This is a genomic window from Sphingomonas sp. FG14, from assembly GCF_057809675.1.
In genome coordinates this window covers 31,011-53,217 of the sequence record NZ_JBMDKK010000019.1, presented here as the reverse complement: position 1 = coordinate 53,217, position 22,207 = coordinate 31,011, and the positions used below count along the sequence as shown (strand labels likewise).

The following is a 22,207-nucleotide window of genomic DNA, read 5'->3' as shown; positions in this document are numbered from 1 at the left end:
CGTCAGGCGGCCCCGCGCCTGAACGACAGTGTCTCCCAGGCGGCGACCAGCAGCAGGATCGCGGTGGTGGCGACCGAAAGCGCCACCGGCTCCATATGCCCGGCGACCATGGCGAGCCCGGCGATCATCGCGAGCCCGACCATGTGCGACAACGGGAAATGCGCGGCCGTGGTGCGCTTGAAGGCCATGTTGCCCAGCAGATAGAGCGCCGGCCCGCCCAGGATCGTAGCGACCGCCATGCCCGCCGCATGACCGACCGGATGCGCAAGCACCAGTTCGTCGGCCGCGGCGGTCACGATGATGCCGGCGACAATGGGTAGGTGGAGATAGGTATAGGCGAGCCGCGCCATCCGCCCGGGATCGTCATGATGCGCGATCCGTTCGCTGCCGCGCACCGCGCCGACATTGAAATAGATCCACCACATCGCCACGGTGCCCAGAAAGGCACTGGCGAACCCGGCGATCTCGGGCGCGCTCCACGGCACTTCGGCGAAGGTGGCTCCGGTGATCAGCACCGATTCGCCGAGCGCGATGATGACGAACAGCCCGCAGCGCTCCGCCAGATGATGCCCCTCGACATTCCATGTGCCGGTCAGCGTCCGGCCGAGCCCCGGCACCAGGAAGCCGAGCAGGGGGCCGGCATAGTCGATCGCGAGCGCCGCCGCCCACCAGAGCGTCCGCCCATGTCCCTCCACCAGCGCCCCGGCGATCCAGAGCGGCGCCGAGAGCAGTGCCCAGATCAGGATGCGCTGGAAATTGCGATAATTGTCGAGGCTGCGCCCGCGCAACGCGGCAAGCATGAATGCCGGGCGCGCGATCTGGATAGTCAGGAAAGCCGTGACGAACACCATGCCCCGCGCGTCGAAAGCCTGCGGGATCGAGAGCGACATGAGCAGCCCCAGCCCCATCAGCGCGAACAGCAGCAGCCGCACCGCCATCCGCTCGACATCGAGCCAGTTGGTGACCCATGCGGTGTAGATCCACACCCACCAGACCGCGAGCAGCAGCATGGCCGTGTGGATGGCGCCCAGCGGCGTCAGATGCGCAAGCAGGCCATGACTGAGCTGGGTGACCGCGAAGACGAAGACGAGATCGAAGAACAGCTCGACATAGCCGACCTTCGCATCGTCATGCGTGTGGGAGCGAAGGCGCAGCAGGCCCTGCGCGGCAGGATCCGCCACCTCAGGCGGCCGCGCGCGAGCGGGCAAGGAGCGCCAGCAGGAGCAGGCCGCCGATCGCGCTCATATTCTTGAGAAAGTGCAGCCACTGGCCATGGAACTCGGTCGCCTGCACCGCCCAGAACGGGTGCGAGAGGACAGCATCCACAAGCAGAAAGGCCGCCATCAACGGCGCGACGATCGCAACCCGCCATCCGATCATGATCGCGATGCCGGCCGCCGCCTCGAATGCCGAGAAACCGAATGCGCCGGGCGAGAATGGCACACCGCCACCCAGCATGACGGCGATCCGTTCGAAGCCCAGCCCAACGAACACGCTGGCGATCAGCACCCGCGCCATCACGAACAGTGCATCGCGCCCTTCCAGCCCGGATCGGTCCATCGCCACCCCCTTGCCCGCAGCACGCCGACTATTCCGTCAGCGACGCCCCATGGCAAGGGGTGAAGCGCCAGGGTCTACGCGATCTCGAAAGTGCTTACGCGTCCCCGATCAGTTCTCGCGTTCCTCGCGTTCGCGCCGCAGGCCGAGCCATTGGACCAGTTCTTCAAGGGGAATGATCGGCAGGAATTCCAGGCCGGCATAATCGCCCTCCTGCCAACGGATCACGGCTTTGACCGGACGCAGGCCATCGATCGTCACCACCGCATCCTCGTCGACGGGCAGATAATCGGACACCTTCACCTTGGCCCCGCCCTGCGAGAGATCGCTCACCTCGACCCGCCAGGTTTCCGAGCCGATGCGCAGCCGCGCATAGCCCCGCACTTCCAGGCGCGGCGCGCGTGGCCGGCGGCCATCCGCCACGCCCCGGTTGCGCAGCACTTCGGCGACGTCGACGCGTTCGTCGAAGACGATGCCGACATTGTCGCCCTGCAGCCAGCGGATCGTGCCCGCAACGCAATGATCGGACTTGAGTTCGATGACGACGCGATCACCCACCTCATGCGGTGAATAGACATGCGCCATCAATCCGCCTTCGGAGATGTTGCGGATCAGGCAGAGTTCCTGATTGCGCGCGCAGATCATCTTGCCGACCCGGAGGATGGTGATGAGGCGCTGATCCTGACGGCGATCGGGCTGCGGAATGAAGATGCCAGCGATCGCCGGATCGTCATCCGTCAGACGAGATTTGCCTGTAATTGCACTGCCTTGGGCCATGGGGGTGTCCAGCCTTTTGCTTGAAAATGCTTTGGACGGAAACGCACCATTTCCATCCCCCCACAGCCAGGCAAAATGACCGCCAACAGTTAAAACTCTCTAAACATCGCCAAATCTACTAACATTTTATCTAATCATGCCAGTTTATTGAGCTTCGGCAACGATCCGCGCCCAGCCGGCCTCGTCAATGACGGAGATGCCGAGTTCGGCCGCTTTTTTGAGCTTCGAGCCCGCGCCCGGCCCCGCGACAATTAGATCCGTTTTGGATGAAACCGATCCCGAGACCTTCGCGCCGAGTGATTCGGCCTGGGCTTTCGCCTCGTCGCGACTCATCGATTCGAGCGTTCCGGTGAACACCACGGTCTTGCCGCTCACCTCCGACGCACGGGTCTCATGGATGACGTCGGCGGGCGAGAGCTGGCCGAGCAGATCGTCGACCGCCTCGATATTATGCGGCTCGGCGAAGAAATCGATCAGCGCCAGCGCGACCTCAGGCCCGACCCCAGGCGTCTCGACGATCGCGGCAAGCTCCTTCGCCTCGCGCGCGAGGAATTTCTCGTCGGTTTCGCCAACCGCCTGAACGAGTTCGCCGCGCCGTTCGATGGCGCGGTCGATCAGCGCGCGGAAATCCGCCCAACTGCGATAGCGACGCGCGAGATCGCGCGCCGTCACCTCGCCGACATGTCGGATGCCGAGCGCGAACAGGAAGCGATCGAGCGACGGCGCGCGGCGCGCATCGATCGCGGCGATCAGATTGGCGGCCCAGACATCCCCCTTCTTCTTGCGCGCAAGCAGCTGTTCTTCGCTGAGCTTGAAGATATCGGCCGGGCTGGCGATCAGCCCGTCATTGAAGAACTGGACGATCTGCGTAAGCCCCAGCCCCTCGATATCGAGCGCGTGGCGCGAAACGAAGTGACGCAGCCGCTCCACGCGTTGCGCGGGGCAGATCAGACCGCCGGTGCAGCGATAATCGACCTCGCCGGGCTCGCGCTCGGCGGCGGAACCACATTCCGGGCAAGCTTGGGGAAAGGGCCAGGCGCCACGCGCATCGTCGCGCGAAAGATTTTCGACGATCTGCGGAATGACGTCGCCGGCGCGCTGCACGACGATGCGATCGCCCGGCCATGCGTTCAGCCGGCCGATTTCGTCGGCATTGTGGAGCGTGGCGTTGGTCACGACCACGCCCCCCACCGTCACCGCCTCCAGCCGCGCGACGGGGGTGAGCTTGCCCGTGCGGCCGACCTGGATGTCGATGGCGTTCAGCGTGGTCTGGGCACGCTCGGCGGGGAATTTATGCGCGATCGCCCAGCGCGGCGCCTTCGCCACAAAACCCAGCCGCTGCTGCCAATCGAGCCTGTCGACCTTGTAGACGACGCCGTCTATGTCGAAGGGCAGATCGGCGCGCATTTGCTCGATCCGCCGATACTGCGCCAGCGCCGCTTCCACGACCTCACCATGGATCAGCAGGTCACTGACCGGCAGCCCCCAGCCCGCGATCGCCCGCATCACGCCATATTGAGTGTCGGCCGGCAGCCCCGAAACCTCACCCCAGCCATGCGCGAGGAAGCGAAGCGGGCGGGACGCGGTGACCGCCGGATCCTTCTGGCGCAACGATCCGGCGGCAGCATTGCGCGGATTGGCGAATTGCCGCGCCTTTTCCGGATCATCCGCCTCCGCGAGCAACCGCGCATTAAGCGCGGCGAAATCGGCCTTGGCCATGTAGACCTCACCGCGGATCTCGAAGATATCGGGAACGTCGCCGGTCAGCCGCTGCGGGATATCCGCGATCGTGCGCACATTGGCGGTCACATCCTCGCCCATGCTGCCGTCGCCGCGCGTCGCCGCCAGCACCAGCTCACCCTTTTCGTAGCGGAGCGAGCAAGAAAGCCCGTCGATCTTGGGTTCGGCGGTCAACGAGACGCGATCCTCCGCGCCGAGCGCCAGGAAACGCCGCACGCGCACGACGAACTCGATCACCTCATCATCGGCAAAGGCATTGTCGAGGCTGAGCATGGCGCGCGCGTGCGCCACCTTGGCGAGATGCCCGGCCGGCGCCGCCCCAACCGCCCGACTGGGCGAATCCGCGCGGATCAGATGCGGAAATTCGGTCTCCAGCGCGGCGTTGCGCCGCACGAGCGCATCATATTCGGCATCCGATATCTCGGGCTCGTCATCGGTATGATAGAGCCGGTTATGCCGCGCGATCTCGGCGGCAAGCCGCTCCAGCTCGGCGGCGGCATCAGCTTCGGTCGTCATCATGCCATTCCCGCCCGTCACGCGGCCTCCAGCAGCTTGCCCGCCTGTGCGCGGGCTTCATCGGTGATATTGGCGCCGGACAGCATGCGCGCGATCTCCTCGCGGCGCTCCGCCTCGTCGAGCGCGGTCACGCCGGTCCGCGTGACGGTGCCGTCATGGCTCTTGGCGATCAGCAGATGCGCCGCGCCCCGCGCGGCGACCTGCGGGCTGTGCGTCACCACCAGCAATTGCGCCTTGTCCGCCAGCCGCGCCAGGCGTTCGCCGATCGCCGACGCCACCGCGCCGCCGACGCCGCGATCGATCTCGTCGAAGATCATCGTACCCGCGCCGCCCTCTTCAGCGAGCGCGACCTTGAGCGCCAGGATGAAGCGCGACAATTCGCCGCCGCTGGCGATCTTGGCGAGCGGCGCAAAGGGCGCACCCGGATTGGTCGAAATCTCGAATTCGACCCGGTCGCGCCCTTCCGCGCTCCACTGCCCCTCGGGCAGCGGCTCGACAATGGTTCGGAAGCGCGCGGCATCGAGCTTCAACGGCGCGAGCTCGGTGGCCACCGCCGCATCGAGGCGCGCCGCCGCCGCCTGGCGCACGACGCTCAGCGCCTCGGCCGCACGCACATAGATCGCCGCCTTCTCCGCAAGTTCGGTTTCAAGCTGGATCAACCCCTCGGCGCCAGCCTCGATACGGCCATGGCGTTCGGTCAATTCGCGTAGCAACTCGCCCAGCGCATCGGGCGCCACGCGATGCTTGCGCGCCAGTCCACGCAATTCGAACAGGCGCGTCTCGATTGTTTCCAGCCGCTCGGGATCGTGGCGCAGTGCTTCCGCCGCCTGGTTCAGCCTGTCCTCGGCATCCGACGCCTCGATCATCGCGCGATCGAGCGCCGCCAACGCCTCGGAAAGCAGCGGGTGCTCGCCCGACATCCGATCGAGCCGACGCGCGGCCTGGCGAAGCTGCGCAAGCCCGCCATCGGATCCGTCGAAAGCGTCCATCACCGCCACCATGTCTTCGGACAGGCGCGCGCCTTTCTGCATGTCCGCACGCTCGGCGGCGAGCGTCTCCTCCTCGCCATCTTCGGGCGCGAAACGAGAAAGCTCTTCGATCGCATGTTCCAGCCAGTCGCGATCCTGCGCGGCGGTCTCGATATCGGCGCGCGCCCGCGCGAGCGCCTGTTCGGCGGTGCGCCACGCGCCATGCGCGGCGGCGACGGCGCGGACATCGGCGCGCGCGAAGCTGTCGAGCAGGGCGCGGTGACCACGCGCGTTGAGCAGGCCGCGATCGTCATGCTGGCCGTGGATCTCGACGAGCATGCTGCCAAGTTCGCGCAGCAGCCCGGCGGAGACCGGCTGATCGTTGACGAAGGCGCGGCTGCCGCCATCGGCCTTCACCATGCGGCGAACGACGACCGGCTCACCCGATGCCGCCTCCAAGCCATTTTCGGCCAGCATGGCGCGCGCGGGATGCGCGGGATCGGCGATCTCGAAGCTCGCGCTGACCACGGCCTGAGTTTGCCCCTGGCGGACAAGCCCGCTTTCAGCGCGTGCGCCGAGCGCAAGGCCGAGCGAATCGAGCAGGATCGATTTTCCGGCGCCGGTTTCGCCAGTGAGCACGCCGAGGCCACGCCCGAATTCCAGATCGAGCGCCTCGATCAGGACGACATCGCGAATGGACAGGACGGACAGCATCGCGGATTGATTAAAGCATCGTGCGGAAAAGTGGGAACCGGTTTTCCGCAAAAACGATGCGGCAGCACATGACAAGAGCGGGCGGTGCGATTCTTACATCGCGCAGCCCGCCTTGGCCGATCTTTCGAGCCGCGTCATTCATCCTCGAAGGAGGACGGCCGACCGCGCGTTCAGACAGGGTTCTTCTGCATCAGCTCAAATGCGCGGCCATACCATTTCGTGCCGCGATAATTCGTGCCGAGCACCGCCGCCGATTTCTTCGCTTCCTCGCGCATGCCGATCGCGAGATAGGATTCGGTCAGGCGCATCAGCGCCTCCGGCGTGTGCGTGGTCGTCTGATACTGATCGATCACCGAACGGAACCGCGCCGCCGCCGCCAGCCATTGCGACCGACGCTGATAGAACCGGCCGATCTCCATCTCCTTGCCGGCAAGGTGATCGTTGACGAGATCGATCTTGAGTCGCGCATCGGCCGCATAGCGGGTGTTGGGATAACGACGCGTGAGCTCGCCGAGCGCCGCCAGCGCCTGCTGCGTGATCTTCTGGTCGCGCGTGACGTCGGTGATCTGCTCGTAATAATCGAGCGCGATCAGATAATAGGCGTAAGGCGCATCCTTGTTACCCGGATGGATCGCCAGGAAGCGCTGCGCCGACTGGATCGATTCGGTATAGTCCTTCGCGGCATAATAGCTGAACGCGCTCATAAGCTGCGCGCGGCGCGCCCAGGGCGAATAGGGATGCTGGCGCTCGACTTCGTCGAACAGCGCGGCAGCCAGCTTGTACTGGCCACGATCGAGCCGGTCCTTGCCCGCATTGTACAGCGTGTTGACGTCGCGGGCGACATAGTTGGTGTCGGCACGCTTCTGCGCGTTCTTGCCAGCGCAACCGGCCAGCGCGACAAGGGAGACGGCGGCGGCGGCAAGAGCCAGCGACTTCAGGGAAAGGCTACGCATGGCGCGGGTTCTAGCCGAGCCTTTGGGCTTCGCCAAGCGGTTTGCCGAGTGGGCGGATGCACCGGTCGAACGCGCGGAACCGTTGCCCGCACAGACGCATTCAGCCAGACTGGCAAGCAGCCATGCGCCCGGAGAAATCATGACCGTCAAACGCCTGATCACTCGCCGTGTAGAGAAGCCGTGGGGCCGGCATTCGCTGTGGCCGGGCTTCGCCGATCCGCCAGCCGACGGCGCGCCGGTGGGCGAGATCTGGTTTCAGGACGACGCGGACGAAACGCCCGAGCTGCTGGTCAAATATCTCTTCACGGCGGAGAGGCTGTCGATTCAGGTCCATCCCGACGATGCGACGGCGCGCGCGTCCGGCCATGCGCGCGGCAAGGACGAGGCCTGGGTGATCCTGGCGGCGGAGCCCGATTCGACCATCGCGATCGGCACCCGCACGCCGGTCAGCCGCGAAACGCTGCGCGCCGCCGCGCTCGACGGCAGCATCGAGGCGCTGGTCGACTGGAAACCGGTGAAGGCGGGCCAGGCCTATTATTCACCCGCCGGCACCGTCCATGCGATCGGTGCGGGCATCACGCTGATCGAGGTCCAGCAGAATGTCGACCTCACCTATCGGCTCTACGATTATGGTCGGCCGCGCGAATTGCATCTCGATGACGGTATTGCGGTGTCGGATCCCGAGCCATTCGTGCCCAATTTCGAACCCGAAACCCCGGCACCGGGCCGCACGATCCTGGCCGAAGGACCGAAATTCGTGCTCGAACGATGGCGCTCACCCCAGGGCCGGATCGCATTGCCGGTGGGCATGCCGGGCTGGTTCGTGCCGATCAGCGGAACTGGCGCCCTTGCGGGAGAAACATGGCATGCTGGCGAATGCTGGATCGTGAAGGAGGATGTGGCGATCATGACCGACGGCGAAAGCGACGCATTGTTCGCCTACCCCCTGGCCGCGCGGATCGACATATTACGCTGAGCGCAGCGGCGCTGGGAGGAATTTAACCCTCGCTGCCTTATGCTGTCGGCGATGCTGCGTGTACTGACCATCGCCTCGCTCTTTCCAGACGAGAGTCGGCCCGTTTTCGGCGTGTTCGTCGAACGGCAGACGCTTGGGCTTGCCGCGCGGGACGATGTCTCGATCGAGGTGATCGCGCCGGTCGGCATCCCGCCCTGGCCGCTGTCGCGTCACGCCCGCTATCGCGCGCTCGCCAAGCTGCCCAGGCACGAGACCTGGAAGGGGCTGAGCGTCCATCGTCCCCGCTTCGCCGTGATTCCCGGCGCCAATGGCCGGGCGAGCGGTGCCCTGATGGCGCGTGCCATCCTGCCGACCGCACGGCGGCTGCATGCCGAACGACCGTTCGACGTGATCGACGCAGAGTTCTTCTTCCCGGACGGACCGGCTGCGATGCGCATCGCCCAGGCGCTCCGCCTGCCTTACTCGGTCAAGGCGCGCGGTGCCGATATCCATTATTGGGGGCATCAGCCCGCCACAGCGGACGCGGTGCAGCTAGCCGGGATCAATGCGGCCGGCCTGCTCGCGGTGAGCGATGCGATGAAGCGCGACATGATGGCGCTCGGCATGGCCGAGGAGCGGATCCGGGTCCATCATACCGGCGTGGACCTCGATCGGTTCGCGCCGGGCGACCGGGCGGTGCTGAAAGCCGGGATCGGCGTGACGGGGCCGCTTGTCGCCAGCATCGGCGCGCTCATCCCGCGCAAGGGCCAGGCGATCCTGATCGATGCCATGGCGACGCTTCCCGGCGTTACGCTGGTGCTCGTCGGCCACGGTCCAGATCGGGCTGCGCTCGAAGCGCAGGCGGCGAAGCTCGGCATTTCCGAGCGGGTGCGCTTTACCGGTAGCCTGCCGCATGACGAGATCGCGCGGATAATGGCGGCGGCCGACGTGATGGCGCTCCCTTCGGCGTCCGAAGGACTGGCCAATGCCTGGGTCGAGGCGCTTGCCTGCGGAACGCCGATCGTCATCACCGATACAGGCGGCGCACGGGAAGTCGTGCAAAGCCCGGATATCGGCCGGATCGCGGCGCGCACCCCGGCTGCGATCGCCGCCGCCATAGCTTCGCTGATCGGCGATCCGCCGCCGGCATCGGCGATTCGGGCCGCAGCCGGGCGTTTCACCTGGCCGGCGAACAGCGAGGCGCTGTTTGCGCATCTGTCGGAAATCGCCCGCGGCGCCTGACCGCCAGCGTCAGGCCAGCGGCAGCAGCGCGGCGGCGATCCAGCGATCTTCGCCGCGCAATATCCCCCAGGCGCGCGCGGCGGCGCGACTGTCCATCGCCTCCACGCCGATCCCCTCCGCATCAAGCGCATCGACGAGCGCGCGCGGCGGCCGCGCCATCACGGCGCCAGTGCCGATCAGGATGAATTCGGGGCGAACCGCGACCAGCGGCGCCAACGCCCCCGCATCAAGCGCGTCCAGCGGGGGTGCATCCCACGCAACCGCATCTTGCGGCGTCAGCAGCGCGGCCGCCATCACGCGGCCGTCGATCCGAAAGCCGCCATCGGCGAAGCCGGTGATGCGCGGCCCCGGCCCGGCCGCATCGGGCCGGACCTGGATGCTCACGGCACCGCGCCATCGTTGGAATCGGCGGAACGGACACGTTCGGCCGCGTTCGCCGTCGCGGATTCCTTAGGCAGGAAACTATCCGGCTTGAGCTTGAGCCACAGCAGGATCGCAGCGGAGACATAGACCGACGAGAAGGTGCCGATACCGATGCCGAGCAGCATCGATGCGGTGAAGCCGAAGATCACGTCCGGGCCCAGCACGAGGAGCACCGACAGCGCGATGATCAGCGACAGCGAGGTGACAAGGGTGCGCGACAGTGTTTCGTTCACCGACAAATCGAGCAGGCCGATCATGTCCATCTTGCGGTATTTTCGCATATTCTCGCGAATACGGTCATAGACCACGATGGTGTCGTTGAGCGAATAGCCGACGATCGTCAGGATCGCGGCGACGACGTCGAGATCGAATTCGAGCTGGGTGAGCGCGAAGAAGCCCAATGTGAGCGCGACGTCGTGGAACAGCGCGAAGAGCGCACCGACGCCGAACTGCCATTCGAAACGGAACCAGATGTAGAGCGCGATCGCGAACATGGCGAGGCCGAGCGCCAGGGCGCCCGTGCGGAAGAGTTCCTGGCTGACCTTGCCCGAGACACTTTCGGTGCCGCCCAGATGCGCGTCGGGATACGCCTTTTGCACGGTGGCGCGAATCTCTTCGGCAGCGCGGTTCGCGGCAGTCTCGTCGCCATCGGGCAACGGCGTGCGGATCGCGACTTCCTTGGGCCCGAACTGCTGGATCGAAGCCTCGCCCTGACCGAGCGATTCCACGGTTCCGCGCAATTTCTCGATATTCACGGGCTGGTCGAAGGTGACGCGCACCATCTGCCCACCGACGAAATCGATGCCGAGGTTGAACCCGCGCACGGCGACCAGCGCCAGCGAGCCGATGATCAGCAACATCGAAAAGGCCATCGCGATGTTCCTGTATTTCAGGAACGGGATGTTGGTGTTGTCGGGGACGAGCTTTAGCGGACGCATGGGTCGATGCCTTTATCCTGCGTCATCCCCGCAAAGGCGGGAATGCAGGAACACGGAGTTTTCCGGGAGAAGCGATGGGGCTGGCGCAACATCAGATCACCAGTTCCTTCGGCCTGTTGCGCTTCAGATATTGCGCGACCAGCAACCGGGTGAAGGTGACGCCGGTGAACACCGACGTGATGATGCCGATGGTGAGCACCACCGCGAAGCCGCGAACCGGCCCCTGGCCGAAGGTGAACATGATCGCGGCGGAGATGACGTTGGTGATGTTCGCGTCGAAGATCGCGCGACTGGCCTCTTTGTAGCCGAACTCCACCGCCTGCAGCGTATGCCGTCCTCGTCGCTGTTCCTCTCGGATGCGTTCGTTGATCAGCACATTGGCGTCGACCGCCGCGCCGATGGTCAACACGAAGCCGGCGATGCCGGGCAGCGTCAATGTCGCGTTGAAGATCGCCATGACGCCGAGGATCATGAAGGCGTTCACGACCAGCGCCGCCGTCGTATAGATACCGAAACGGACATAGGTGACGATCATGAAGATGATCACCGCCAGCGTCGCGACGATACCGGCGACCGCGCCCTTCTGGATTGAATCGGCGCCGAGTTCGGGACTGACGGTTCGTTCCTCGACCACCTTGAGCTCGACCGGCAGCTTGCCCGAACGAAGCTGCACGGCGAGTTCGTTCGCGCTTTCGACCGTGAAATTGCCCGAGATCTGCGCCTGGCCACCCAGGATCGGCTCGTTGATATTGGGCGCGGACAGCACGGTGCCGTCGAGGATCATCGCGAACGGCTTGCCGACATTCTCCTGCGTCACGCGCGCGAAGCGCTTGGCGCCCTGGCTGTCGAAGCGGATCGAGACCACCGCCGCGTTGGACTGCTGGTCGAAGCTCTGATTGGCGTCGATCAACTGGTCGCCACTGACCATCACCTGGCGCTTGACCGCGATGAAGCCGCCGCCGACCTGCGGCAACACCTGGCTGCCGACCGGTGCTCGGCCCTGCGCGACCTCGTTGGGATTGGCGTTCAGATCGACAAGCTTGAAATCGAGCCGCGCGGTCTTGCCGACGAGCTTCTTGAGCGATTCGGGATCCTCGACGCCAGGCACCTGGACGACCAGGCGATTGCTGCCCTGACGAACCACCGTCACTTCCTTGGTGCCGTCCGGATCGATTCGTCGTGCGACGACCTCGCGCGCCGTCGCCATCGCATCGTCGAGCGACTTGTTGATGCCCGCCTGGGTGGGCTTCAACATAATGCGCGTGGCATCCACCACACTCACATCCCAGTCACGCTGGCCGGTCATGCCGGCACCCTGCGTCTGCGCGCGCAACAGTTCCACGGCGGCATCGACGCGGCTGGCGTCACGGACCATGAAGGAAAGCTGCCCGCCCTGCGACGAGATGTCACCGATCTCGATGCGCGGGCTGGCGCGGCGCATCTCGGTGCGGACGATGTCTTCCATCGTCTCGAGCCGCTGCTTGGCGACGTCGCTGGTGTCCGCCTCGAACATCAGGTGGCTGCCGCCCGCCAGGTCGAGACCGAGATTGAAGCGTACCTGAGCGAAGCTCGGCCAGGTCGCGGTCTGCGCCTTGGGGAAGAAGCTCGGGATCGAATAGGCGCAGCTGATGACGATGACCAGCCAGACCAGCCAGACCTTCCAGCGTGGGAAATCGAGCATCGCGGGGCTCAGTCGTTGGCCGGCCGCGCGCCGCCGATCGGCATCACGTCGCTCAGCGTGGATTTGACGACCTTCACCTTGACCCCGCTGGCGATCTCTACCTCGACATGCGCGTCATCAACCTTGGTCACCTTGCCGACCAGGCCGCCGCCGGTGACGACCTGATCATTCTTCTGCACCGCGTTGATGCGGGCCGCATGCTCCTTCATCCGCTTTTGCTGAGGGCGGATCATGAGGAACCAGAAGATCACGAAGATCAGGATCAGCGGCGCGACCTGAACGAAGAAGGCGGCCATGCCGCCGCTCGACGAAGCTGCGCCGGCGGCCTGTGCATAAGCGGGAGTGAAGATCATCAATGTCACCCGTGACAAGGGCGAGGACGCGTGCTGCATCCTCCATGAAAGGGGCGCGCCTAACATGCCCGGCCACGGCGGGCAACTTCTGCTTGTTTGGCGCAGCTCTCGGCGAAGGCTTGCCAGACGCCGGACTTCGCCCTAAAGCGCCCGCCTTCGGTCGGGACGTAGCGCAGCCTGGTAGCGCATCACACTGGGGGTGTGGGGGTCGGAGGTTCGAATCCTCTCGTCCCGACCAGTTTCTTCCTAGAAGGAAACATCACCGCGATCTGGAAGCGCCGCGATGCGGGATGACGCTTCGCATCCTCCCTGCTATCGGCGCGCCATGCTTTCGATTTCCGGTATCACCGTGCGCCTTGGCGGGCGCCTTATCCTCGACGGCGCCACCGCGTCGCTGCCGCAGCGCAGCCGCGTCGGGCTGATCGGCCGCAACGGCGCCGGCAAATCGACATTGATGAAGGTGATCGCCGGAACGGGCGAAGCCGATTCGGGATCGGTCGACATGCCGCGCGGCAGCCGCATCGGCTATATCGCGCAGGACGCGCCGGGCGGCAGCGCGACGCCGTTCGAAACCGTGCTGGCCGCCGATCTAGAGCGCGCCGCATTGATGGCCGAGGCCGAAACCGCGCATGATCCGCATCGGATCGGCGAGATTCACGAGCGGCTGATCGCGATCGACGCGCATGCGGCGCCGGCGCGCGCGGCACGCATCCTGGTGGGTCTCGGCTTCGACGAGGAGGCGCAGCATCGCCCGCTCGACAGTTTCTCGGGCGGCTGGCGGATGCGCGTCGCGCTCGCCGCCCTGCTGTTCTCAGAGCCGGATCTGCTGCTGCTCGACGAGCCATCGAACCATCTCGACCTCGAGGCGACGCTCTGGCTGGAGAGTTTCCTGAAATCCTATCGCGCGACCATGGTGGTGATCAGCCACGAGCGCGACCTGCTCAACAATGTCGTCGATCATATCCTGCATCTGGAAGGCGGCCGGACGACCTTGTACCCCGGCGGCTATGACGCGTTCGAGAAACAGCGCGCCGAACGGATGGCGCAACTCGAATCGGCGCGCGCCGCCCAGGCGGCGCAGCGCGCCAAGTTGCAGGATTACATCGCCCGCAACAGCGCGCGCGCGAGCACGGCAAAACAGGCGCAATCGCGTGCCAAGGCCTTGGCGAAAATGGCGCCGATCGCAGCGATGGCCGAGGATCCGTCGCTGAGCTTCGACTTCCCGAGCCCGGACGAACTCCGCCCGCCACTGGTGACGCTCGATCTGGCGAGCGTGGGCTATACCGAAGGCAAGCCGATCCTGGAGCGGCTCAACCTGCGCCTGGACCCCACCGATCGCGTCGCGCTGCTCGGACGCAACGGCAACGGCAAGACCACGCTGGCGCGGCTGCTCGCCGCGCAGCTCGCACCGATGGCGGGCGAGATCACCGCATCCGGCAAGATGCGCGTCGGCTATTTCACGCAATATCAGGTCGAGGAGCTCGACACGGGCGACACGCCGGTCGAGCACATGACCCGGCTGATGAAAGGCGCGACACCCGGCGCCGTCCGTGCACAGCTCGGTCGATTCGGCTTTTCGGGCGAAAAGGCGACAACGCTGGTCGGGAAACTGTCGGGCGGTGAACGCGCGCGGCTGGCGCTGGCGCTGATCACACGCGACGCGCCGCACATGCTGATCCTCGACGAACCGACCAACCACCTCGACGTCGATTCGCGCGAGGCGCTCGTACAGGCGCTCAATGGCTATTCGGGGGCGGTCGTTCTCGTCAGTCACGATCGCCATATGCTGGAATTGGCGGCCGACCGGCTGGTCCTCGTCGATAGCGGCACGGCGAAGGAGTTTTCGGGTTCGCTCGACGACTATACCGATCTGATCCTCGGCAAGGGCCAGGCGGCCCCCGCCCAGGAAAAGCCGGCGGCGCCCAAGGTATCCGCCAAGGATGCGCGCAAGGCCGCGGCCGATGCCCGCGAGCGCAATCGCGCGATTCGCGAAGCGGTGAAGGCGGCCGAAGCCGATATCAAGCGACTCACCACGCGACGCTCGGAAATCGACCGCGCGATGTTCGATCCCGCGTCAGCCACGCCGCAGGACGCGAAACGGACCATGAGCGAACTGATGCAGGCGCGCGGCAGGATCGAGCAGGAACTCGAAGAGGCGGAGGCGCGCTGGCTGGAAGCGAGCGAAGCGCTGGAGGCGCAGGAGGCGGCGTAGGACGCCGAACCTACCGCGTCGCCGCGCCCTACGCGTTCAACACAGGTCGCGCCGGCTGCGCCGCGACGCCACGGATCTCCGCCGCGATCTGCTCGCTGCGCCACGGCTTGCCGATCACACGATAATGCCGGCTCTGCTCGTCGACCAGCGCGGCGCCATAGCCGGTGGTGAGCAGCACGCGGATATCGGGGCGACGATCGCTGAGATACACCGCGAGCGCGACGCCGTTCATGCCAGGCATCACGATATCGGCGAAAAGCAGATCGACCTCTCCGCCGCCATCGACCCAGGCGATCGCCGCCTCCGCATCGGGCGCGACATGCGCCACCGTGCAGCCGATGGATTCAAGTTGTTCGGATGCGATTTCGGCCAGCAGGGAATCATCCTCCACCAGCAGGACCCGGTAACCGGGTGGAACACCGGTTTCACCAAATGCACTCGCCATACGTCACCTCCCTCGTCTCGGGGTCGATGCCAGCCGGGCGCCCTCCTTTCGCCCGAAGAAGGGAGGATAACCGAATCACCGTGCGATGCGCCAGCTTTTCGACGAAAGGAGCCTGTGCTTGCGATGATGCGGGTGCCAACCCATATCGCGCCCATCGATGAAGCGGGGAACGCAGGAACCTATCTGAATGAGCGAAATGCCCAAATGGCACGGCACCACGATCCTTTCGGTGCGCAAGAACGGTAAGGTCGTGATCGCCGGCGACGGTCAGGTCTCGATGGGCCAGACCGTGATGAAACCCAATGCCCGCAAGGTGCGCAGGCTGGGTGACGGCAGCGTGATCGGCGGCTTCGCCGGCGCGACCGCCGACGCCTTCACCCTGTTCGAGCGGCTCGAAGCCAAGCTGGAACGCGCGAACGGCCAGTTGATGCGCGCGGCGGTCGAGCTCGCCAAGGACTGGCGGACCGACAAATATCTCCGCAACCTGGAAGCGATGATGATCGTCGCCGACAAGGAAACGACGCTGATCCTGACCGGCAACGGCGACGTGCTGGAACCGCTCGCCGGGGTCGCCGCGATCGGATCGGGTGGCAATTTCGCGCTCGCCGCCGCCCGGGCGCTGGTGGAATATGAAGGCGACGCCGAGACCATCTGCCGCAAGGCGATGGGCATCGCGGCGGACCTGTGCGTCTACACCAACGACCAGCTCACCATTGAAACGATGGATTCGGCCACCTGACCCGGCGGCCCATCCGATCGACAATTGCCCAGTCTATGCGCCCCGCGGCTTCGCGCGGGGCCAACGGAAGATGACATGAACGACGACCTTACCCCCAAAGCCATTGTCGCCGCGCTCGACGCGCACATCATCGGCCAGAAAGAGGCCAAGCGCGCCGTCGCGGTCGCGATGCGCAACCGCTGGCGGCGCCAGCAGCTCGGCCCCGAGCTGCGCGACGAGGTGACGCCCAAGAACATCCTGATGATCGGGCCCACCGGCTGCGGCAAGACCGAGATCAGCCGCCGCCTGGCCAAGCTCGCCGACGCGCCCTTCGTGAAGGTGGAGGCGACCAAGTTCACCGAGGTCGGCTATGTCGGCCGTGACGTCGAGCAGATCGCGCGCGACCTGGTCGAGGAAGCCATCCGGCTGGAAAAGGAGCGCCGCCGCAACGCGGTGAAGGACAAGGCCGAGGAAGCCGCGATGAATCGGCTGCTCGACGCGCTGACCGGCAAGGACTCGAGCGAGGCGACGCGTTCCGCATTCCGCCAGCGTTTCCATGACGGCCATCTCGACAATAGCGAGATCGAGATCGAGCTGGAGGCGGCGCCCTCCATGCCCTTCGAAATGCCGGGCCAGGGCGGTCAGATCGGCATGATCAACCTGTCCGACATGATGGGCAAGGCCTTCGGCGGCCAGCAGCTCAAGCGCCGCAAGATCAACGTCCGCTCCGCCTGGACCAAATTGGTCGAGGAAGAGGCCGACAAGCGCCTCGACCAGGACGAGGTCAGCCGCACCGCGCTCGCCGATGCCGAGGCCAACGGCATCGTCTTCCTCGACGAGATCGACAAGATCGCTGTCTCCGACGTGCGCGGTGGATCGGTCAGCCGCGAAGGCGTGCAACGCGATCTGCTGCCGCTGATCGAGGGCACGACGGTCGCGACCAAATACGGCCCGATGAAGACCGACCATATCCTTTTCATCGCCAGCGGCGCCTTCCATGTCGCCAAGCCCAGCGACCTGTTGCCCGAACTGCAAGGCCGCTTGCCGATCCGCGTCGAGCTGAAGGCGCTGACCGAGGAGGATTTCGTTCGCATTCTCTCCGACACCAAGGCCTCGCTGCCCGAACAATACAAGGCGCTGATCGGGACCGAGGGCGTCGATATCGAATTCACCGAGGACGGCATCAAGGCGGTCGCCCGGATCGCCGCCGAGGTGAACGGGCAGATCGAGAATATCGGCGCGCGCCGCCTCCAGACGGTGATGGAGAAGCTGCTTGAGGATGTGAGCTTCGAAGCCGAGGACCGCAAGCAGACGAAACTGACCGTCGATGCGGCCTATGTCGATGCCCAGCTCGCGGCGGTCGCGCGCAACACCGATCTCAGCAAATACGTTCTCTGACAGCTCGATGCCATTCCCGTGAAAGCGGGAATGGCATAGGACGATCCCGACCTGCCGAAGTGGAGCGATCGATGACCGGAATTGTCGAATCCTATTATGCCGCCTTCAATCACGGCGATGTGGAAGCGATGCTGTCGCTGCTCGACGAGTCGATCGTCCACGAACCCTGCCAGGGCGCCCCGCGCGAGGGAATCGGCAAGTTCCGCGAATTCCTCGAGCATATGAACCGCTGCTACAAGGAACGGGTGATCGACCCGGTCGTCCTCTATTCCCCCGCCGGAAATCGCGCGTCGGCGGAATTCTTCCTCGAGGGCAAATATCTCAAGACCGACAGCGACCTGCCCGCTGCGCGCGGCCAGCATTATCACCTGCGCGTCGGCGCGTTCTTCGAGATCGGCGGCAACCGCATCACGCGCGTCACCAACCATTATAATCTCCAGGACTGGATCGATCAGGTCTCGGCTTGACGCCTCACCCTCCCCCGGCTGAAAAATACAGCCCGGGGAGGAACCAGCCATGTCGGTTCGTTCGCATCGCGCCACGCCGATCCTGATCGCTTTTGCCGCCTCGGCCATGGCGGTCGCGGCCGCCGCCTTGTTTGGCGCCGACTTTACCGAACAATCGCAACTCGCGGCGCGCTGGACGGCGCGAGCGAGTTTCCTGGTTTTCCTGATCGCCTATTCGGCATCCGCGCTCGACACGCTGTTTCCGTCGGCGGTGACGCGGCGCATCCGCCAGCGGCGGCGGCAATGGGGCCTGGGCTTCGCGCTGGCGCACAGCGTGCATCTCGCCGCGCTCGTCCACGCCCTGACCCTGACCGGCGAACAGCGGCCATTGTTCACACTGGCCGGCGGCGGCTTGGCCTATGCGCTGATCCTGGCGATGGCGCTGACATCCAACGATGCGAGCCAGCGCGCGCTGGGCACGGCGTGGAAGCGGCTGCACACCATCGGCATCCATTATATCTGGTTCATCTTCTTCTTCAGCTATCTCGGGCGGCTTGCCGATCCCGAACGGATGATGACAGGGCTGATCTTCGCGCCGATCGCCACCGCGGCGCTTGGCTTGCGCATATTGGCATGGGTAAAAAGGCGCCGGGCCCGGCCAATGCCGTCGGCCGGATAAGGAGAGCGACATGACCAATAGCGGTGCCAATAGCGGCGGATGCCATTGCGGGGCCGTCCGCTACGAACTGAGCGGCGACCCCATGCACCACGCCCTGTGCCACTGCACCGATTGCCGCCGCGCGTCAGGCGCGCCGATGGTCGGCTGGACCATGTATCCGGAGGGCGCGCTCACCGTCACCCAGGGCAGTCCGCGCGAATATGCATCGTCCGAACATGGCCGCCGCTTCTTCTGCGGCGACTGCGGCACCGGGCTGTTCTATCGCAATGCCGAAATCCTGCCCGGCATCGTCGACGTGCAGAGCGCGACCTATGACGATCCCGACGCCATTCCGGCGCAGGTTCATATCCAGACCGCCGACCGCATCGGCTGGATGGCCGAGGTCCACACCTTGCCGGCGTTCGAGCGCTATCCGGCGCAATAGGCGGAAAAACATCCCAACACCCTCATCGTCATTCCGGCGAAAGCTGGAATGACGATGAGAAAGTTCAGCGCGCCGCCGTCTTCTTCGCAGGTGCCGCCTTTTGCGCTGCCGCCTGCGGCAGCACCACCATCGACCAGTCCTTGCCCGGCGCCAGATAGCGCTTCGCGGTTTCCTGGATCTGTTCGGGCGTGATCTGCAGCAGATCGCGCGCAAGGCTCGCCATCGCGGCGATCCGGCGCGGATCGCGTGACGAGCCCGCGGTCTGGCGCAGCCAGAACTGGTTGGCGGTCCCTGCACGCGCATAATATTGCTTGATCGGGCCCAATGTCCGCGCCAGCTCGTCGGCATCGACAGGCTTGGCGGCCAGATCGGCCGCGATTTCGCGACTGAGCTTGAAGAACAGATCGACCCCCTCGGGCTTCAACTGCCCCAGCACGATCATATAACCGCCATTGTCCATGCCGGTCGGCCACTGGCTCGACACCGTGGGGCTGTAGCTGGCACCCGCGGCATTGCGAAGCTGATCGAACAACCGATCGTTGAAGATCGCCGCCAGCACTTCCAGCTTGCGTGATTCGATGACGGTGTCGAGACCGCCGCCGGTGGGCCAGGCGATCACCGCCGCCGCCTGTTCGGGCGGGCCGTTATGCGTGCGCAGCACCGGCTTGGCGACATGCACGGGCACGCCCGTCCGTTCGCTGCCGGGCTCGATCGGTGCGGGTCCGCGCGGCTTCATCGCCCCGAAGGTCGCGAGCGCGGCATTCACCGCATCCTCCGTCTTGAAGTCGCCGAAGATCTGCACCTCGATGGGGCCGGTCGCCAGCAGCGGCGTCCAGAGCGCACGGAAGCTTTCCGGTGTGAGCGATTCGATCTCCTTGCGGTCCGGCGTCGTCCAGCGCGGATCGCCACCACGCACCAGCGCATCGAGATCGCGCGTCAGCACATTGCCGGGCGAGGCGCTCATGATCTCGTAGCTGGCGAGCAGTTGCGCGCGCGCGCGAACGATCGGCGCGGGATCCCAGCCGGGCTTTTCCAGCTTGGCCGCCAACAGCTTCAACTGGTCCGCGAGATCGGGTGCGCGCGTCTCAGCGCTCAGCACGAACGCGTCCTCGGTGATCGAGACACCCATGTTGATCTTGCGCCCGTTGGTCAGCCGGTCGAGCTCCTCCAGCCCCAGATCGCCGATTCCGGTGCCGACCAGCGCCATCGGGCCGGACCAGGCCAAGGTCTCCCGCTTGGCGGGCAATGCCTTGTAGCCATTGCCGAAGCGCACCGAGACATAGACCTTGCCCGGCTCACCCTGGTTGGGAAACAGGATCAGGTTGACGCCGTTGGAGAGCTTGACCGTCTCGATCGGCAACTGGGTGAGAGAAGACCGGCTCACCACCGTTCCCGGTGTACCGAGCTTGGGCACGTCGTCGAAGGTGACGGCGCGGGCGTTGGCGCCCAGCGTCGACGCGGTCACGGTTTCGGACAGCGCGGCGCTGGCGAGCTGGGTCGCGTTGGGCACCGTCTTGGGCGTGATCAGCAGGATGCGCGGGCCGGCGCCGGTGAACAGCCGCTTGGTGGCGTCACGGATGCGTTCGGGGGTGAACAGCCGCTTCGCGCCACGGAAGATATCGAGCGCACCCTGCGGCGTCGTCACCGTCTCGCGGATATCGACGGCGCGGACGAGATCATCGGCCTGCTTGGAGCCTGGCTCCGCGCCGGCATTCTCGACCTGGCCGAGCAGGGCGAGGTCGAACTCGCTCACCTCGCGCTCGATATCGGCGGCGCCCGGCGGAACCGTCGTCGCCTCCGCGATCACCGCGCGTACGTCGCGCAGCGCCGCGCGCCAGTCGTCGCCGATCGGGACCAGCGACACCGTCGTCGTGTCGGCCGAACGCGACACATCCTCCTGATCGACCTGCGCCTGGAGGAAGCTGCCGCCAGCGCGCGCGCGGGTTTCCAGCCGGCGATTGATGATGCGCAGCGCCACCGCGTCGACCATCAGCCCTTCATTATAGGAGATGGTGTCCTCCACCTGCTCCCAGGGACGCAGCACCGCCATCTGGATCATCGTGGGGAAGCTCGGTTCGACCACAGCGGCGGCAGCCGGTGCCTTCATGTCGGGCTTGCCGAAATCGGGGTCGGCGGGCGCCGGGCCATCGCCCTTCCAGCCGCTGAAACGACCGCGCACCATCGCTTCCATCGCGGCGGGATCAAGATCGCCCGAGATCACCACCACCGCGCGTTCCGGCCGATACCAGCGATCGTGGAACGCCTTGAGCCCGGCGGCGGTCGCGCCCGTCAGCGTCTCGGTCGTCCCGATCGGCGAACGCTTGGCCAGCTTCTGCCCGTTGAAGAAATGCGCACGCAGCGCATCACCCACCTTCACCGCCGCGCCGAACTGCTCGCGCTGTTCGGCCAGCACCACCGCGCGTTCCGAACTGACGCTCTGGTCGCTGATATTGGGCGAATCCATCATGCCCGCCAGGATGCGCAGGCTTTCGTCGACGCTTTCGGAGGTCGCCTGGGGAAGGTCGAGCTTGTAGACCGTCTCGGTCGGCGTGGTGGACGCATTGCTGTCCGATCCGAAGGTCGCGCCCAGCCGTTGCCAGATACGCTTGGCCTCCAGTTCCGGTACGTCCTTGGAACCACGGAACGAAAGATGTTCGAGGAAATGCGCGAAGCCGAGCTCGCTGTCGTTTTCCATCAGCGATCCCGCGTCGATGCGGACGCGGATCGAAACCTGACCCGGCGGCACGGCGTTGCGGCGGATCGCATAACGCAGGCCGTTGTCGAGCGTGCCGAACAGCCACGCCTTTTCCTGAGGCACGTCGCTGTTGACGTAAAGCCAGGGCGTGGGCCGTGGCGCCGGCACGACAGGCGCCGCGCTGGAGACGCCGCGCTTCGCTGCATCCTGGGCGAACAGGGTCGCCGTGGAGAAGCCGAGGCCGGCAATGAGGGGAAGGACGGCGAAGCGCACGATGCGCCGGTACTGGAACGTCATGGACGCGATCCTACCGGTCAAAGATGAACCTTGCCAACACGGATTATTCCGCGTGCGCCCCGCTCCATCGGAACGA

20 protein-coding genes and 1 tRNA gene are annotated in these 22,207 nt (G+C 65.7%); 9 read left to right on the top strand and 12 right to left on the bottom strand.

The window, feature by feature from the left end; translation table 11 throughout:
- Positions 1–2: 2 nt before the first annotated feature.
- The 6 genes from ACODTA_RS26255 to ACODTA_RS26230 form a co-directional block, all read right to left on the bottom strand.
- Positions 3–1,181, bottom strand: coding sequence for a low temperature requirement protein A (locus tag ACODTA_RS26255; protein WP_489070146.1), 1,179 nt, complete (start codon positions 1,179–1,181; stop codon positions 3–5).
- Position 1,182: 1 nt separating this feature from the next.
- The gene (locus ACODTA_RS26250; protein ID WP_489070144.1) at positions 1,183–1,560 is read right to left on the bottom strand and encodes a hypothetical protein; all 378 of its coding nucleotides are present in this window, start codon (positions 1,558–1,560) and stop codon (positions 1,183–1,185) included.
- Positions 1,561–1,668: 108 nt separating this feature from the next.
- Positions 1,669–2,334: a PilZ domain-containing protein gene (locus tag ACODTA_RS26245; RefSeq protein WP_222991153.1), complete on the bottom strand. Its 666-nt coding sequence runs from the start codon at positions 2,332–2,334 to the stop codon at positions 1,669–1,671.
- Positions 2,335–2,478: 144 nt separating this feature from the next.
- Positions 2,479–4,590, bottom strand: coding sequence for an NAD-dependent DNA ligase LigA (gene ligA, locus ACODTA_RS26240; RefSeq protein ID WP_489070142.1), 2,112 nt, complete (start codon positions 4,588–4,590; stop codon positions 2,479–2,481).
- A gap of 17 nt (positions 4,591–4,607) precedes the next feature.
- Entirely contained in the window at positions 4,608–6,272 is a 1,665-nt protein-coding gene (gene recN / locus ACODTA_RS26235; RefSeq protein ID WP_489070140.1) for a DNA repair protein RecN, read from the bottom strand.
- Positions 6,273–6,442: 170 nt separating this feature from the next.
- Entirely contained in the window at positions 6,443–7,225 is a 783-nt protein-coding gene (locus ACODTA_RS26230; RefSeq protein WP_489070138.1) for an outer membrane protein assembly factor BamD, read from the bottom strand.
- A 139-nt stretch (positions 7,226–7,364) separates the two neighbouring features.
- Between ACODTA_RS26230 and ACODTA_RS26225 the strand changes: the two genes are divergently transcribed.
- Together ACODTA_RS26225 and ACODTA_RS26220 are read left to right on the top strand one after the other, a co-directional pair.
- A complete protein-coding gene (locus tag ACODTA_RS26225) occupies positions 7,365–8,201 on the top strand; it encodes a class I mannose-6-phosphate isomerase (protein WP_489070136.1) in 837 nt (278 codons plus the stop codon).
- A 51-nt stretch (positions 8,202–8,252) separates the two neighbouring features.
- A complete protein-coding gene (locus ACODTA_RS26220; RefSeq protein ID WP_489070134.1) occupies positions 8,253–9,422 on the top strand; it encodes a glycosyltransferase in 1,170 nt (389 codons plus the stop codon).
- A gap of 9 nt (positions 9,423–9,431) precedes the next feature.
- Here ACODTA_RS26220 and ACODTA_RS26215 read toward each other — a convergent pair whose 3' ends face one another.
- The 4 genes from ACODTA_RS26215 to yajC form a co-directional block, all read right to left on the bottom strand.
- Positions 9,432–9,806, bottom strand: a complete 375-nt coding sequence (locus ACODTA_RS26215; protein WP_489070132.1) for an Mth938-like domain-containing protein — start codon at positions 9,804–9,806, stop codon at positions 9,432–9,434.
- On the bottom strand, positions 9,803–10,783 hold the full coding sequence (secF, locus tag ACODTA_RS26210) for a protein translocase subunit SecF (protein WP_489070130.1): 981 nt from the start codon (positions 10,781–10,783) through the stop codon (positions 9,803–9,805). The genes ACODTA_RS26215 and secF overlap by 4 nt, the downstream gene beginning before the upstream one ends.
- A gap of 91 nt (positions 10,784–10,874) precedes the next feature.
- Entirely contained in the window at positions 10,875–12,464 is a 1,590-nt protein-coding gene (gene secD / locus ACODTA_RS26205) for a protein translocase subunit SecD (protein ID WP_489070128.1), read from the bottom strand.
- An 8-nt stretch (positions 12,465–12,472) separates the two neighbouring features.
- Positions 12,473–12,817, bottom strand: a complete 345-nt coding sequence (yajC, locus tag ACODTA_RS26200) for a preprotein translocase subunit YajC (protein WP_489070194.1) — start codon at positions 12,815–12,817, stop codon at positions 12,473–12,475.
- Between the two features lie 161 nt (positions 12,818–12,978).
- Between yajC and ACODTA_RS26195 the strand changes: the two genes are divergently transcribed.
- Both ACODTA_RS26195 and ACODTA_RS26190 read left to right on the top strand, forming a co-directional pair.
- Positions 12,979–13,055 (top strand) — tRNA-Pro (locus ACODTA_RS26195).
- Positions 13,056–13,142: 87 nt separating this feature from the next.
- Complete coding sequence (locus ACODTA_RS26190; RefSeq protein WP_489070126.1) at positions 13,143–15,029, top strand: ABC-F family ATP-binding cassette domain-containing protein; 1,887 nt, start codon at positions 13,143–13,145, stop codon at positions 15,027–15,029.
- A 28-nt stretch (positions 15,030–15,057) separates the two neighbouring features.
- On the opposite strand, the gene ACODTA_RS26185 is transcribed toward ACODTA_RS26190, so the two are convergent.
- A complete protein-coding gene (locus ACODTA_RS26185; protein WP_489070124.1) occupies positions 15,058–15,474 on the bottom strand; it encodes a response regulator in 417 nt (138 codons plus the stop codon).
- A 187-nt stretch (positions 15,475–15,661) separates the two neighbouring features.
- Between ACODTA_RS26185 and hslV the strand changes: the two genes are divergently transcribed.
- The 5 genes from hslV to ACODTA_RS26160 all read left to right on the top strand — a co-directional run bounded on the left by hslV (position 15,662) and on the right by ACODTA_RS26160 (position 19,139).
- Positions 15,662–16,213, top strand: a complete 552-nt coding sequence (hslV, locus tag ACODTA_RS26180) for an ATP-dependent protease subunit HslV (protein WP_489070122.1) — start codon at positions 15,662–15,664, stop codon at positions 16,211–16,213.
- A gap of 75 nt (positions 16,214–16,288) precedes the next feature.
- On the top strand, positions 16,289–17,590 hold the full coding sequence (gene hslU / locus ACODTA_RS26175; protein ID WP_489070120.1) for an ATP-dependent protease ATPase subunit HslU: 1,302 nt from the start codon (positions 16,289–16,291) through the stop codon (positions 17,588–17,590).
- Between the two features lie 71 nt (positions 17,591–17,661).
- Positions 17,662–18,057 (top strand): nuclear transport factor 2 family protein, encoded by a 396-nt coding sequence (locus tag ACODTA_RS26170; RefSeq protein ID WP_489070118.1) that lies wholly within the window; start codon positions 17,662–17,664, stop codon positions 18,055–18,057.
- 49 nt (positions 18,058–18,106) lie between these two features.
- Positions 18,107–18,715 (top strand): hypothetical protein, encoded by a 609-nt coding sequence (locus ACODTA_RS26165; protein WP_489070116.1) that lies wholly within the window; start codon positions 18,107–18,109, stop codon positions 18,713–18,715.
- Between the two features lie 10 nt (positions 18,716–18,725).
- Positions 18,726–19,139 (top strand): GFA family protein, encoded by a 414-nt coding sequence (locus tag ACODTA_RS26160; RefSeq protein WP_489070114.1) that lies wholly within the window; start codon positions 18,726–18,728, stop codon positions 19,137–19,139.
- A 64-nt stretch (positions 19,140–19,203) separates the two neighbouring features.
- Here the strand turns inward: ACODTA_RS26160 and ACODTA_RS26155 are convergent, their stop codons facing one another.
- Positions 19,204–22,131, bottom strand: a complete 2,928-nt coding sequence (locus ACODTA_RS26155) for a M16 family metallopeptidase (protein WP_489070112.1) — start codon at positions 22,129–22,131, stop codon at positions 19,204–19,206.
- Positions 22,132–22,207 lie beyond the last annotated feature (76 nt).